Raw genomic sequence first — 13,406 nt, 5'->3', positions numbered from 1 at the left:
GAAGAGGGCATCGTACCCGGCGGCGGCACCGCGCTCCTCTACGCCACCAAGGCGCTCGAGGGCCTGAAGGGTGCGAACGACGATCAGACGCGCGGCGTGGACATCGTCCGCAAGTCGCTGACGGCGCTCGTCCGCCAGATCGCGGCCAATGCAGGCCACGACGGCGCGGTGGTCTCGGGCAAGCTGCTCGACGGCACCGACACCTCGCTCGGCTTCAACGCGGCGACGGACACCTACGAGAATCTCGTGGCGGCCGGCGTGATCGACCCGACCAAGGTCGTGCGCACCGCGCTGCAGAACGCCGCGTCGGTCGCGGGCCTGCTCATCACGACGGAAGCCACCGTCGCCGAGCTGCCCGACGACAAGCCGGCGATGCCGATGCCCGGCGGCGGCGGCATGGGCGGCATGGGCGGCATGGACTTCTGATTTCGGACGGGAGCAGCGAACGCTGCTCCCGACCCGAAATCAGAACGGCCGACGGGTCGGCGAAGCCGAACCCGTTCGACGCTCAGACAGCGGCTTTGCCGCTGTCCGTTCCGAAGCACAGCAGAAGGGCCGGAGCAGCAATGCTCCGGCCCTTTGTTTGTTGGCGGCGAGCGCGTATACAGTGTCAATGGCTTCCATCGCTCTCGACACCGCTTACCGGCGCGTTAGCGTCGAAGAGTTCCTCGCCATGGATTTCGGCGGAGCCAAAGCCGAGTTGGAAGACGGCATCATCTTCATGATGGCAGGCGGTACGCCTGAACATGCTGTGGTTGCCGCACGCCTCATCCGTCGGCTGGGCAATGCGCTCGACGGTTCGGGATGCGAGCCGGTCGGGTCCGACATGGGTGTGAGAACCGCGGACCGGACGCTCCGCTACCCCGATGTCAGCATCTATTGCGGTCCGGTGTCGAGCCCGGACGATCCCGAGCGAACCGATCCCGTCGTTGTAATCGAGGTATTGTCGCCGTCGACGGCGGAGCACGATCAGAAGGTGAAGTTGATCGAGTACCAGGCTTTGCCCGGAGTTCGGGAGATCCTGTTCGTCGATCCGATCACTGGCGCTATCCGCACAGTGCGCCGGACGGATGATGGTGGCTGGTCGGATCGCTGGCTGCGTGGTGACGAGGGGGTCGAGGTCGTCCACTTCGGCGTCAGTCTGTCGCGTTCGGAGATTGGCGTACCGAGCTGATTTCACTGTCTGCAACGAAGCGAAAGACCGATCACCATGAAACTTTACTACGCCCCCGGCGCGTGCAGCCTGGCCGATCACATCGCTCTACACCACGCCGGGCTGTCGTTCGAGCACGAGAAGGTCGATCTCGAGGCCAAGAAAACCGAGAGCGGCCAGGATTTCACCGCGATCAACCCCAAGGGCTACGTCCCCGCGCTCACCCTCGACAGCGGCGAAACGCTCAGCGAGAACATCGCGATCCTCGACTGGATCGCGCACCAGGACACCGCCTTGAAGCCCGCAGGCGCGATGGGGCACACCCATCTGCTCGAGGCGCTCGCCTTCATCTCGACCGAAATCCACAAGGGCTTCAAGCCGTTCTTCGCCGGCGGCAGCGACGAGGAGAAGGCTAAGGCGGGCGAGATGATCGTCAAGCGGATGACCTATCTCGCGGGCACAATGAAAGGCGATTACCTGTTCGGTGACCAGCCCAGCGTCGCTGACTTCTATCTTTTCGTCATGCTGCTGTGGGCGCGCAAGTTCGGCATAGACGCGCCCGCACCGCTCCCCGCCTTTCGCGACCGCGTGATGGCACTGCCCGCCGCGCAGAAGGCGATGACGCACGAGGGGCTCATCTAAGCAGCGTTGTCCTTCGCCTTCATCGCTTCGAGCAGCGCCTTGACCTCCTGGCTTCGTCCGCGCGGCAGGATGAGGAGGTCATTGCCGCTCGCCACGACGATCAGGTCGGAGACCCCAACCATCGCGATCCGCACGCCGTCGCTGCGTACCAGGCAGTTCCGGGTGTCGATCGCGACGACGTCGCCGCCCTCGCTCGTGCCATGCGCGTTGCCCGCATCGTCGCGGTCGCTGATCTGGTGCAGCGCGTCCCAGCTGCCCAAGTCGCTCCAGCCCATCGACACCGGCACGACCGCGACGCGCTCGGCCTGTTCCATCACCGCATAGTCGATCGACTCGGAGGGACTTGCGGCAAAGGCATGCGCGTCGGGGTGGATGCGAACGCCCTCGCGCCGCGCGCCCGCCATCGCCTCCTGCGCGGCGACCAGCATGTCGGGCGCATAGGTCGCGAGCGCGCCCAGGAACATGTCGGCGCGGAACAGGAAGATACCGCCGTTCCAGACGTGCTCGCCGTCCGCCAGCATCGCCTTCGCGACGTCGAGCGGCGGCTTCTCGACGAAGCGCGCGACACGGTGGACACCCGGCGCCAATGCCTCGCCGACCTTGATCCAGCCATAGCCGGTCTCGGGCGCGTCGGGGGCGATGCCGAAGGTCGCCAGCCACCCGTCGGCCACCAGCGGCAGCGCGGCGCGGATCGCGGCGTGGAAGGCGTCGACGTCGGCGATGACATGGTCCGAGGGCATGACGAGCAACGCCTCCTCGCCGCCACCCGCCGCCAGCGCGGCCAACGCGATCGCGGGCGCGGTGTTGCGCCCGGTGGGCTCCAGGATCACCGACTGCGGCGCCATGCCGACCGCGGCCAGTTGCGCGTCGATCATATCGGCGTGGCGTGCGTTGGCGACCACGATCGGCGGCGCGAACGGTTCGCCGACGGTGCGCATCGCGGTCAGCTGGAGCATCGTCTCCTCGGCATGGAGCGCCAGCAGCTGCTTGGGCTTCTCGGGTCGCGACATTGGCCATAGCCGGGTGCCCGAACCCCCGGACAGGATGACGGGAATAATCGTCTTGGCAGTCATGCACCCTCCGTTTTATGCCAGCCATAAGGCTCCCCGCGCGAAGCGCAAAGCCGCCTTCTCGCCGTGCCGTTCATACTTTCTTTGCCATTTGCAGGCATGACCCCGGGTGTCGGCTTTCCTTACAGGCCCGAGGCACGAATCATGGTCCGCCTGTTCAAGCATTACGTGCCCTACGCCGTCCTGCTGCTCGGGCTGGTCGATCTCGTGCTGCTGCTCATGGCGGGCGAGATCGGCTGGGTCGTGCGCGCCCACCAGATCGGCATCGTCGCGGGCAACGCCTCCTCGCGCTGGCCGCAATTGCTGAGCTTTGCCGTCGCGCTTCAGGTCGCGCTGGTCGCGGTCGGGGGCTATGGCGCGGCGTCGTTTCTGTCGCTGCGTTTTGCCGCCGCACGGCTGGCGGTTGCGATCGCGCTCGGCGTCATGTTCCTGTCGCTGATCTATTTCCTGGTGCCCGCTCTCGCGCTGTGGCGATCGAACCTGCTCTACGCGATGGTCGCGGCATCGGTGCTGCTGGTCGCGGTACGCGCATTGCTCGGGCGGACGCTGGGCGGCGAGCGGTTCAAGCGCCGCGTCGTCGTGCTGGGTGCGGGCGCACGCGCGGCGCGGATCGCGGTGCTTGCCGCACAGCCGGGGATGAACTTCGTCGCCGCCGGCTTCGTCGCGATGGGGGAGGCGCGCCTGGAGGTTCCGGACGCCGTGCCGCGCGATACGATCGCCAATTTGGCGCGCCATATCGTCGACCTGAACGCCAGCGAGGTCGTGCTGGCGCTGGAGGAACGGCGCAACGCGCTGCCGCTGAACGACCTGCTCAGGGTGCGTACGACCGGGGTTCGCGTTTGCGAGATCTCGACATTTCTCGAGCGCGAGACCGGGCGGATCGACCTCAACAGCGTCAGCCCGTCGTGGCTCATCTTCTCCGACGGCTTCGCGGCCGGCCGGCTCGTATCGAGCGGGGCAAAGCGCGCGTTCGATATCGTCGCGAGCCTCATCCTGCTGCTGCTGACGCTGCCGGTCATCCTGGCGACCGCCTGCGCGATCAGGATCGAATCGAAGGGGCCCGCGCTGTACCGCCAGCGCCGCGTCGGGCTCTACAACGAGGGCTTCGACATCCTGAAGCTCCGCTCGATGCGCCAGGATGCGGAAGCGCCCGGCAAGGCGGTGTGGGCGGCCGAGGACGATCCGCGTATCACCCGCATCGGCCGTTTCATCCGCAAGGTCCGGATCGACGAGCTGCCGCAATGCTGGACGGTGCTCAAAGGCGAGATGAGCTTCGTCGGACCCCGTCCCGAGCGCCCGCAGTTCGTCGACGATCTCGAGCGGCAGCTGCCCTATTACGCCGAGCGCCATATGGTGAAGCCCGGCATCACCGGCTGGGCGCAGATCAACTACCCTTACGGCGCGTCGATCGAGGATGCGCGGCACAAGCTCGAATACGACCTGTATTACGCCAAGAACTATTCGCCTTTCCTCGATCTGTTGATCCTGCTCCAGACCCTGCGCGTCGTACTGTGGCCGGCGGGAGCGCGGTAAGATGCTGATCCTGTGGAGCCATGCGCTCGCCGCGCTGCTGTTCGGCGCGCTGGCCCTGTCGCAGGTGGCGGTGCCCGGACGACGCGCGTTCGCTGCGGCGCTCGCGATCACCGCCTTGTGGGCGCTCGCGGTCGCAGGGATCGAACCCGGCGACGTCAGCATCGGTCTGGTCGAGGCGGGGCGCGACGTTGCGTGGCTCGTGGCGATGCTGCTGTTCGTCCGGCGATCGGCCCCCGTCGGCGTCGGCATCGGCGCGGTCTATGCCGCGGTCGCGACGATCGCCTGCATGGCGGCGGTGCTGGGCGTGGTCGAGGCGATGCCCGTCGCCGCACCCGCGATCGAGGCGCTGGCGTCGGTGCGCGCGCTGTTCCGGATGCTGGCGGCGGCGGGCGCGCTGGTACTCGTCAACCATGCCCACGCCGCCTGCGTCGTGGGCGGGCGCGGGCGCGCACGGATCGTCTTGCTGGCGCTCGCGCTCGGCTGGGGCGGCGACCTGCTGGCGTTCGGCGCGCAATATGCCGACATTGCCGAGGCCGGGATGCTGGCCGAGATACGCGGGCTGACCGCGCTGGCGGTGGCGGCGACGATCCTGCTGGCCGGGCAGCGCCGCAACGATCGGCGCGTGGCGGTGTCGCGGACGGTCGCGGTGCGTTCGCTGTCGGCGGCGGCGCTGGCCGCCTATGCGGGCCTCGTTGCCGTGCTGACCAGCGTTGCGGCGGCGTTCGGCGGCGATCATGCGCGCATCGCGCAGACCGCGATCGTGATCGGCGCGACCGCGGCGCTGCTCACCCTGCTGTCGACGCCGTGGCTGCGCGCCTGGGCCAAGGTGAAGATCGCCAAGCATTTGTTCAGTCATCGCTACGATTACCGCGTCGAATGGCGGCGGTTCACCGATACGCTGGGCCACCCCGATGCCGGGCTGCTCGCGACCCGCGTCGTCAAGGCGATCGCCGACCTGACCGACTCGCCCGCGGGGCTACTGCTGGTCGCCGACGGCACGCGGCTGGATGCGGGAGCGGCATGGAATTGGGATCCCGCGGAGGGCGACGGCGACGCGTCGGCGCTCACCGCCTATCTCGCCGAAACCGGCCGCATCGTCGAACTCGACGACGTCCGCAGCGGCACCGCCGATGCCAAGGAGATCGTGCGCGTGCCCTCCTGGCTGCTCGCCCGCGCCGACGCCTGGGCCGTGGTACCGCTGGCGCATGGCGGGCGGCTGGCAGGCGCGGTGGTGCTCGCACGGTCGCCGGTCGATCGCGCGCTCGATTGGGAGGACCTGGACCTGCTGCGATTGGCGGGAACCCAGGCGGCCAGCCATCTGGCCGAGGACCGCGCGCATGCGGCGCTGGCCGAGGCGCAGCGCTTCGACGAATTCAGCCGCCGCTTCGCGTTCCTGATCCACGACATCAAGAACGTCGCCAGCGGGCTGACGCTGGTCGCGCGCAATGCCGAACGCCACGCCGCCAACCCCGATTTCCGCGCCGACATGATCGCGACGCTCAAGGATTCCTCCGATCGCATGGCCACCTTGCTCGCGCGTCTCGCGCCACAGGACGGCGCCCGCCCCGCCACGCTCTCGTCCGTCGACGTCGGCGCCCTCTGTCTGCGTCTCGGCCACGCGCGCCGCGCCCAGCATCCGGTGATCGTCGAGGCGACCGTTGCCTTTGCCGTCGCGCATGCTGCCCGGCTGGAACAGGCGATCGGCCATTTGATCCAGAATGCGATCGAAGCGAGCGCGGCGGGCACCCCCGTGCGCCTCTCGGTCGTGCAAAGCGGTGAGCGCGTCGCGATCGCCATCACCGACGAGGGTTCGGGCATGAGCGCAGGGTTCGCGCGCGACGAGCTGTTCCGCCCTTTCGCCTCCACCAAGCCGGCGGGCTTCGGCATCGGCGCGTTCGAAGCGCGCCAGCTCGTCGCCGCGATGGGCGGAACGCTGAGCGTATGTACTCGGGAAGGCGAGGGCACGTGCTTCACGATCCTGCTCGCCGCCGCGCCCGCGATGGAGAATGCGGCATGAGCCTGCCCGTGCTGCTTGTGATCGAGGACGACGCCGGGCTCCAGCGGCAATTGCGCTGGGCCTACGAGGGGTATCAGGTCGTCGTCGCGGGAGATCGGGCGAGCGCAATCGACGCGGTGCGGCTGCACGCGCCCGCGGTCGTCACGCTCGATCTCGGGCTGCCGCCCGACGCCGACGGCACGAGCGAAGGCTTTGCCACGCTGGCGGAAATCCTCGCGCATGCGCCGCATACCAAGGTGATCGTCGCCTCCGGCCACGCCGCGCGCGAGAGCGCGCTGCGTGCGGTGGGGGAGGGGGCGTGGGACTTCTACGCCAAGCCGATCGACATCGACGCGCTGGGCCTCATCGTCGCGCGCGCCTTCCACGTCCATGCGCTGGAGGCGGAGAACCGGCGGCTGGTGGCCAAGGGCGGCGCGGGCGGCTTCGGCGGAATGATCTACGCCTCGCCCGAGATGGGCAAGGCGATCCGCACCCTGGAACGCGTCGCGCCCGCCGACGTGTCGGTCATGCTGCTCGGCGCCAGCGGAACGGGCAAGGAACTGCTCGCGCGCGGCCTGCACGACGCATCCCCACGCAAGCGCGGGAGCTTCGTCGCGATCAACTGCGCAGCAATCCCCGAAACGCTGCTCGAAAGCGAGCTGTTCGGGCATGAGAAGGGCGCGTTCACCGGCGCGGTGAAGACGACCGAAGGCAAGATCGAACAGGCGCAGGGCGGCACGCTCTTCCTCGACGAGATCGGCGATGTGCCCTTGCCGCTCCAGGTCAAGCTCCTGCGCTTCCTTCAGGAACGCGTGATCGAGCGGGTCGGTGGGCGCAAGGCGCTTCCCGTCGACACCCGTATCGTCTGCGCCACCCACCGCGACGTCGATGCGATGGTCGCCAGCGGCGCCTTCCGCGACGACCTCTATTACCGGCTTGCCGAGATCGTCGTGCGCATCCCCGCGCTGGCCGAGCGGACCGGCGACGCCGGGCTGCTGGCGCGCGCGTTCGTGATGCGGCATGCCAAGGCGCTCAACCCCGCGGTCGTCGGCCTGTCGGCGGACGCGCGCGCCGCGATCGACGGCCACGGCTGGCCGGGCAACGTCCGCGAGCTCGAAAGCCGGATCAAGCGCGCGGTGATCATGGCCGAAGGACGCCACGTGACCGCCGCCGACCTCGACATGGACGGCGCCGGCGGGGATGCCCGCGCGCTCGATCTGCGCGCGGTGCGCGAGGCGGCGGATCGCCGCGCGATCGGCCGGGCGCTGGCGCGCGCCGACGGCAACATCTCGGGCGCCTCGCGACTGCTCGGCATCAGCCGGCCGACGCTGTACGATCTACTCAAGAGCTACGATCTGCATGGCTAACCCCGGTGCAGCCCGAACGGTGACGAGCGCTGCAAGGCCTTATCCGCTGCTCCGGCACAGACGGCGGCATCTGCGGTTACGCCTGCCCGCCCGCAGCATCGCGGTTGCTGTCTTGTGCGTGCTCGCGCTTGCGGCCGCGCTGGTGACCGCGCGACGCGCTGCTCGGCCCGACCCGCAGGTTCTTGCCGCCAAAGCGTCGGCGACACTTGCCGCGGGCAATTACGACGCCGCGCGCAGCTACGCGCGGGCCGCGATTGCCGCGGGCGCACCGGGGAGCACGCCGCACTTGGTGCTGGCGCGCGCCGACCTCATGCTCGACGATGGCCTCGCTGCCGAGGCGGAACTCGACCGGGCCGTTGCGACGGGGACACCGGCCGCATCGCTTCACGCCTTGCGGGCGCATGCGCGCTTGCTGCAGGGCGATCCGCACGCCGCCGCGGTCGAGGCCGCACGAGCGGCCCCTCGCGACGCCGCTTACGCCGCGCGCATCCGGGCAAGGTCGCTCGCCGCCGCAGGCGATCCGGCGGCCGCGCGCGTCGCATTGGGGACGCTGGTCGCGACGGTGCCTGGCGACGCCGCGGCGTGGACCGACCTCGCGCGCCTGCAGCTGACGGCGGGGGACGTCGGCGGTGCCGCGCAGGCAGCCGCACGTGCGCTCGGCATCAGCCGCCGCGACCCGGTGACGCTGACCCTGGCGGGCGAGGTCGTCCGCACCCGTTTCGGGCTGGTCGCAGCACTGCCCTGGTTCGAGGCGGCGCTGGTCCGCGATCCGTATTTTCATCCCGCGCTGATCGAATATGCCGCGACCCTGGGCGATCTCGGCCGCTACACCGCGATGCTGGCGGCGACCCGCAAGGCGCTGGCAGCGCGGCCGGGCAGCCCGCAGGCGCTGTACCTTCAGGCGGTGCTCGCGGCGCGCGGCGACCGGACCGATCTCGCGCGGCGGATTCTCCAGTTGACCGGCGGCGCGATCGACGGCGTGCCGGGCGTACTGCTCCTGAGCGGCGCGCTCGACTACCGCCGCGGCGACACCGACCAGGCGGTGGCGACATGGCGGCGGCTGGTCGATGCGCAGCCGATGAACATGGTCGCGCGGCGGCTACTCGCGCTGGCGCTGCTGCGCTCGGGCGATGCCCGCGGGTCGCTCGATATCCTGCGGCCGATGGTGCTGCGCGCCGATGCCGACGGCTATACGCTGCGTCTGGCGGCACACGCGCTGGAGCGGGTCGGCGAACGCGCGGGCGCCGCTGTGCTGCTCGATCGTGCGGCGAGCGGGGGAGGGGACGCGGTGCCCTTCGCCGCCGACACCGCGGTTGGCGCGCTGGCGGCAGCAGCAGCGGATGCGCCCGGTGACCCGACCTACCAGATCGGGCTGATTCGCGGCTTGATCGGCAGCGGCGACCCCGCGGGCGCGATCGCCAAGGCGCAAGAGCTGGTCGCGGCCGGTCCCGGCGCACCTGCAGCGCAGGTCGCGCTCGGCGATGCGCTTGTGGCGGGTGGACGGCGGCGCGAGGCGGCGGCGGTCTATGCGCGTGCCGCCGATCTGGCGTTCGACGCGCCGACGGTGCTCAGGCTCGTCGACGCGCTCGCCAGCGCGCAGCCTCGCCAGGCAGCCGCGGCGCTGTCGCTGTACGTCGCGCAGAACCCGCGCAGCGTCCCGGCGCGACGCATCCTGGGGCATTGGCAGGTCGTGGCGGGGGACGCCGGCGCGGCGGTCGCCACGCTGGAGAGCGTACGCCGTGTCACCGGCAACCGCGATGCCGCGCTGCTCACCGATCTCGCCACAGCTTACGCCGGCAGGGGCGATGGCGCCACCGCACGTGCCTATGCCAGCGCCGCCTATGCGGTGGCGCCGATGCGTGGCGACGTGATCCGCGCCTATGCGGCCGCGCTGGTCGCCGCGGGAGATCGGGCCGGGGCACGCCAGCTCGCCGCGAAGGCACGCGTCCTTGGCGGCGGTGCGGCGGTACGATAGCACGCCGCCATGCCCGACCCGCTCGACCGTATCGCCGCCGCTCTCGAACGGCTCTCGCCGCCCGGTCCGCCCGCGGCCGACCCGCTGACGCATGCGGCCTACACGTGGCGTAACGGCGTGCTCGCCCGATCGGCGCTGGCTGCGCAGCCGCTGGAGGCGCTCGTCGGCATCGACCGGCAGAAGGATGCGCTGGTCGCCAACCTGCGGCGTCTGGCGGCCGGGCATGCCGCGCACGACGTCCTGCTGTGGGGTGCACGCGGCACCGGCAAGTCGGCGCTGGTCAAGGCGGGCGTGGCGGCGGTGCAGCACGACGGTAGCGCGTTGGCGCTCGTCGAGGTGGTCGCGCCCGACACGCTGCCGGCGCTGTTCGCCGCCCTAGACGGAGTCGCGCGCGCGTTCGCGGTGTTCGTCGACGATCTCGGTTTCGACTCGCCCGGCGAAGCACGCGCCTTGCGCTCCATTCTCGAGGGCGGCGCAGCGGCGCGTCCCGCCAACGTTCGGTTGCTGGTGACCTCCAACCGCCGCCATTTGCTCCCTGGCGACATCGCGGAGCAAGAAAGTGCGATCAATCCGCGCGACGGGATCGACGACCAGCTGGCGCTCGCCGATCGCTTCGGCCTCAGTCTGGGCTTCCACGCGCTCGACCAGGACGGCTATCTGGCGATCGTCGCCGGCTATGCCGCGCGCTACGGACTGCCGTTCGACGCGGCGGAAGCGGTGCAATGGGCGACACGGCGCGGGAGCCGGTCGGGGCGTGTGGCGTGGCAATATGTGGTGGAGGTGGCGGGACGGGCGGGCAAAGCTCTTTAAAAGTCGATCGCTGACATATCTCTCGAGGCTCTTACCACGCGGACGACCTGAACTTCCGCGCTGCCGATCCGATACAGGACGACATAGGGGGAGACCGAAATACCACGCGCATCGGACGCGATGTCGCGTCGCGTGGGCGCGCTTTCCGGATGGTCGATCAGCCGCCGGGTCGATCCACGCAGCCGATCGACAAGCCGGTCGGCGGCGTCGGCATCGAACTGCGCGACATAGAAATATATGTCGTCCAAATCGGCTCGTGCGCTCGCGAGAAAGCGGACAATCATCTTCCCTCGCGTAGGGCAGCCAACCGCGCTCGGCCTCGACGTTTGACGTCCTCGAAGAATGCATCATTCGCGTCGACGGGGTCTCCGCTTGCGATTCCCTCTTCCCACATGGAACGCAGGCGATCGATCCCGATACGCTCAACCATGCGGTCCTCTTGCCACCGGCGCATTGCGGTTTCGACAATCGCCTCCACGTCCGCGTAGGTGCCATCGGCGATTGCCGAGGCAATTTCGTCGCCTAACTCGGCATCGACCGGCGCTTCGACCCGGCGGATCTCACCCATGCTTTACCTCCGTCGCGCAGCGTACCACCTTCACCCCAGCGCTTCCACCTGCTCCGCCAGTTCCAGCCAGCGCAGCTCGGCGGCGTCCTTTGCCGCGCGCGCGGCTTCGATCGCCTCCGTCAGCCGTGCAAAGGTCGCGTGGTCGCGGATGTAGAGGTTGGGGTCGGCGAGCGCCGCCTCGTCGCGCGCGACCTCCGCGTCGATCTGCTCGATCCTCTTGGGAAGCAGCTCGTAATCGCGCTGGTCCTTGTAGGTGAGTTTCGCGCGCGCCGGAGCCTTGACTGGCGCCGCGGCAGCCTTGGCCGTGCCGCGCTTCGCCTCTGCCGCGGGTTTTCGCTGCCGTTCCCAATCCTCGTAGCCGCCGGCTACCACATCGACGTGCCCCGTGCCGTCGAGCCCCAGCGTGATCGTCACCGTGCGATCCAGAAAGTCGCGATCGTGGCTGACGACGAGCACGGTGCCGTCGTAATCGGCGATCACCTCCTGCAGCAGGTCGAGCGTCTCCAGGTCGAGGTCGTTGGTGGGTTCGTCGAGCACCAGCAGGTTCGACGGCCGCGCGAACTCGCGTGCGAGCAGCAGCCGCGAGCGTTCGCCCCCCGATAAGCTCGCGACCTTGGCCTCGACCATGTTCGGGTCGAACAGAAACTCTTTCAAATACCCGTGGATGTGCTTCTTCGTGCCCAGTACCTCGATCCAATCGCCGCCGTCCGCCACCACTTCGCGCACCGTCTTCTCGGGCGCCATGAGCGAGCGCTGCTGGTCGATGACGATCGCGTCGAGGGTCTTGGCGAGGCGGATGTGGCCGGTGTCTGGCGTCAACTCGCCGGTGAGGAGTTTGAGCAGCGTCGACTTGCCCGCGCCGTTGCGCCCGACGATGCCGATCCGGTCGCCGCGCGCCACCCGCAGCGTCAGGTCGCGGATGATCGGACGCTCGCCGTAGCTTTTCGAGACATGCTTGGCGTCGATCACGATCTTGGAGCGGGCGTCGTCGGTCGCGGTCGCGAGGTTGGCGGACCCTTGCGGACCCATCATCGCGGCACGTTCGGCGCGCATCTCGTGCAATTTGGTGAGGCGACCCTGGTTGCGCTTGCGCCTGCCGGTGACCCCGCGCTGCAACCAATGCTCCTCCAGCTTCAGCCGCGCATCGAGGCGTTCGGCGGCACGCTGCTCGTCGGCATACACCTGGTCGGTCCACGCCTCGAACCCGCCGAAACCGATCTCGGCACGGCGCAGCGAGCCACGATCGAGCCACAAGGTTTGCTTCGTCAGCCGCGTGAGAAACGTGCGGTCGTGGCTGATCACCACGAACGCGCCGCGGAAGCGCTTGAGCCAATCCTCCAGCCACTCGATCGCGGCGATGTCGAGGTGGTTGGTCGGCTCGTCGAGCAGCAGCACATCGGGCTCGCGCGCCAGCGCCCGGACGATCGCCGCGCGCCTGCGCTCGCCGCCGCTGGCCGATGCAGCGTCGCGCGACAGGTCGATGCCGAGCTGGTCGGCGATCGCCTCGGCCTCATGGGTCAGCGGCGCGTCCTCGCCCCCCTCGACATAATCGCGCAAGGTCGCGTGCGCGCGCAGGTCGGGCTCCTGCTCCAGCATCACGACGCGGGTGCCCGGCACGATCGTGCGGCGGCCCTCGTCGGCGTCGACCGCACCCGCGATCAGCCGCAGCAGCGTCGACTTCCCCGCGCCGTTGCGGCCGATCAGCGCCAGCCGGTCGCGCGGCGCGACGTAAAGGTCGAGGTGGCGGAAGAGCCAGCCCTGGCCCTGCACCAGGCCAAGGTCTTCGTAAGCGAGGATAGGTGCTGCCATGTTGCGCTGCGAGGTAGGCGCCGTGGTTCGCTGCGGCAAGCGCGCCATTCACAGATGGTTCAATGCATGGCACGTAGGCGCACAGTCGATGAAGTACCTCGTTCCCCTTGCGATTCTGGTCCTCGCCGCCGTCCCTGCCGATGCGCAGCGGCGCGGCGACCAGTCGCGCGCGTTCGAGGCGCGGCGCACCGGGCGGTTGCTGCCGCTGCCCGAGATCGAGCGCCGGGTCGTGCCGACGATGCGCGGCGCGCAATATATCGGCTTCGACTTCGACTCCGCCACCGCCATTTACACGCTCAAGTTCCTGCGCGATGGCAATGTCATCTGGGTCGAGGTCGACGGTCAGACGGGCCAAGTCCTGGGCCGCACCGGACGTTGAGAGGGGATACGACATGCGCGTTCTGATCGTCGAGGACGAGCCGAACCTGGGCCAGCAGCTCAAGAACACGCTGGAGGGCGCTGGCTATGCGATCGACCTCGCCA

The 13,406-nt window shown here is 69.3% G+C and carries 13 protein-coding genes and 1 pseudogene; 10 read left to right on the top strand and 4 right to left on the bottom strand.

The genetic code is table 11. From position 1 onward, the window contains the following. The 3 genes from ACE5C1_RS10715 to ACE5C1_RS10705 form a co-directional block, all read left to right on the top strand. Positions 1–426: TCP-1/cpn60 chaperonin family protein (locus ACE5C1_RS10715; RefSeq protein WP_374944065.1), on the top strand; the 426-nt coding region annotated here is incomplete at its 5' end. Positions 427–613: 187 nt separating this feature from the next. Further along, positions 614–1,174 (top strand): Uma2 family endonuclease, encoded by a 561-nt coding sequence (locus ACE5C1_RS10710; RefSeq protein ID WP_374944064.1) that lies wholly within the window; start codon positions 614–616, stop codon positions 1,172–1,174. A gap of 36 nt (positions 1,175–1,210) precedes the next feature. Then, positions 1,211–1,795, top strand: coding sequence for a glutathione binding-like protein (locus ACE5C1_RS10705; RefSeq protein WP_374944063.1), 585 nt, complete (start codon positions 1,211–1,213; stop codon positions 1,793–1,795). Here ACE5C1_RS10705 and ACE5C1_RS10700 read toward each other — a convergent pair. After that, complete coding sequence (locus ACE5C1_RS10700) at positions 1,792–2,868, bottom strand: mannose-1-phosphate guanylyltransferase/mannose-6-phosphate isomerase (RefSeq protein WP_374944062.1); 1,077 nt, start codon at positions 2,866–2,868, stop codon at positions 1,792–1,794. The genes ACE5C1_RS10705 and ACE5C1_RS10700 overlap by 4 nt on opposite strands. 141 nt (positions 2,869–3,009) lie before the next feature. Between ACE5C1_RS10700 and ACE5C1_RS10695 the strand changes: the two genes are divergently transcribed. From ACE5C1_RS10695 to ACE5C1_RS10675, 5 genes are all read left to right on the top strand, one after another. Next, a complete protein-coding gene (locus tag ACE5C1_RS10695) occupies positions 3,010–4,398 on the top strand; it encodes a TIGR03013 family XrtA/PEP-CTERM system glycosyltransferase (protein ID WP_374944061.1) in 1,389 nt (462 codons plus the stop codon). Between the two features lies 1 nt (position 4,399). After that, positions 4,400–6,415: an XrtA/PEP-CTERM system histidine kinase PrsK gene (prsK, locus tag ACE5C1_RS10690; RefSeq protein ID WP_374944060.1), complete on the top strand. Its 2,016-nt coding sequence runs from the start codon at positions 4,400–4,402 to the stop codon at positions 6,413–6,415. Beyond that, complete coding sequence (gene prsR, locus ACE5C1_RS10685) at positions 6,412–7,761, top strand: PEP-CTERM-box response regulator transcription factor (protein ID WP_374944059.1); 1,350 nt, start codon at positions 6,412–6,414, stop codon at positions 7,759–7,761. The genes prsK and prsR overlap by 4 nt, the downstream gene beginning before the upstream one ends. A gap of 118 nt (positions 7,762–7,879) precedes the next feature. Further along, on the top strand, positions 7,880–9,736 hold the full coding sequence (locus ACE5C1_RS10680) for a tetratricopeptide repeat protein (protein WP_374944058.1): 1,857 nt from the start codon (positions 7,880–7,882) through the stop codon (positions 9,734–9,736). A 9-nt stretch (positions 9,737–9,745) separates the two neighbouring features. Continuing rightward, positions 9,746–10,546 carry an ATP-binding protein gene (locus ACE5C1_RS10675; RefSeq protein WP_374944057.1) on the top strand — a complete coding sequence of 267 codons (801 nt, stop codon included), beginning with the start codon at positions 9,746–9,748 and terminating at the stop codon, positions 10,544–10,546. Here ACE5C1_RS10675 and ACE5C1_RS10670 read toward each other — a convergent pair. The 3 genes from ACE5C1_RS10670 to ACE5C1_RS10660 are packed head-to-tail and all read right to left on the bottom strand — an operon-like array spanning position 10,543 to position 12,923. Beyond that, a complete protein-coding gene (locus ACE5C1_RS10670; RefSeq protein WP_374944056.1) occupies positions 10,543–10,830 on the bottom strand; it encodes a type II toxin-antitoxin system RelE/ParE family toxin in 288 nt (95 codons plus the stop codon). The two genes, ACE5C1_RS10675 and ACE5C1_RS10670, sit on opposite strands and share 4 nt — an antisense overlap. Beyond that, positions 10,827–11,114, bottom strand: coding sequence for a type II toxin-antitoxin system ParD family antitoxin (locus ACE5C1_RS10665; RefSeq protein WP_374944055.1), 288 nt, complete (start codon positions 11,112–11,114; stop codon positions 10,827–10,829). Before ACE5C1_RS10665 ends, ACE5C1_RS10670 begins: the two co-directional genes overlap by 4 nt. 30 nt (positions 11,115–11,144) lie before the next feature. After that, entirely contained in the window at positions 11,145–12,923 is a 1,779-nt protein-coding gene (locus tag ACE5C1_RS10660; protein WP_374944054.1) for an ABC-F family ATP-binding cassette domain-containing protein, read from the bottom strand. 88 nt (positions 12,924–13,011) lie between these two features. Here ACE5C1_RS10660 and ACE5C1_RS10655 point away from each other — a divergent pair, with 88 nt between their 5' ends. Both ACE5C1_RS10655 and ACE5C1_RS10650 read left to right on the top strand, forming a co-directional pair. Further along, positions 13,012–13,302, top strand: a complete 291-nt coding sequence (locus ACE5C1_RS10655; protein ID WP_374944053.1) for a hypothetical protein — start codon at positions 13,012–13,014, stop codon at positions 13,300–13,302. Between the two features lie 13 nt (positions 13,303–13,315). Continuing rightward, positions 13,316–13,406: pseudogene (locus tag ACE5C1_RS10650) on the top strand (DNA-binding response regulator); the annotation flags it as partial.

It is taken from the genome of Sphingomonas sp. (assembly GCF_964263785.1).
GTDB lineage: Bacteria > Pseudomonadota > Alphaproteobacteria > Sphingomonadales > Sphingomonadaceae > Sphingomonas.
Note: the sequence above shows the minus strand (reverse complement) of the source record. Positions and strands in the feature narration are given on the sequence as shown.

Coding starts and splice junctions, on each gene's coding strand:
- ACE5C1_RS10710 (WP_374944064.1), top strand. CDS start 614: ATGGCTTCCATCGCTCTCGACACCGCTTACCGGCGCGTTAGCGTCGAA.
- ACE5C1_RS10705 (WP_374944063.1), top strand. CDS start 1,211: ATGAAACTTTACTACGCCCCCGGCGCGTGCAGCCTGGCCGATCACATC.
- ACE5C1_RS10700 (WP_374944062.1), bottom strand. CDS start 2,868: ATGACTGCCAAGACGATTATTCCCGTCATCCTGTCCGGGGGTTCGGGC.
- ACE5C1_RS10695 (WP_374944061.1), top strand. CDS start 3,010: ATGGTCCGCCTGTTCAAGCATTACGTGCCCTACGCCGTCCTGCTGCTC.
- prsK (WP_374944060.1), top strand. CDS start 4,400: ATGCTGATCCTGTGGAGCCATGCGCTCGCCGCGCTGCTGTTCGGCGCG.
- prsR (WP_374944059.1), top strand. CDS start 6,412: ATGAGCCTGCCCGTGCTGCTTGTGATCGAGGACGACGCCGGGCTCCAG.
- ACE5C1_RS10675 (WP_374944057.1), top strand. CDS start 9,746: ATGCCCGACCCGCTCGACCGTATCGCCGCCGCTCTCGAACGGCTCTCG.
- ACE5C1_RS10670 (WP_374944056.1), bottom strand. CDS start 10,830: ATGATTGTCCGCTTTCTCGCGAGCGCACGAGCCGATTTGGACGACATA.
- ACE5C1_RS10665 (WP_374944055.1), bottom strand. CDS start 11,114: ATGGGTGAGATCCGCCGGGTCGAAGCGCCGGTCGATGCCGAGTTAGGC.
- ACE5C1_RS10660 (WP_374944054.1), bottom strand. CDS start 12,923: ATGGCAGCACCTATCCTCGCTTACGAAGACCTTGGCCTGGTGCAGGGC.
- ACE5C1_RS10655 (WP_374944053.1), top strand. CDS start 13,012: ATGAAGTACCTCGTTCCCCTTGCGATTCTGGTCCTCGCCGCCGTCCCT.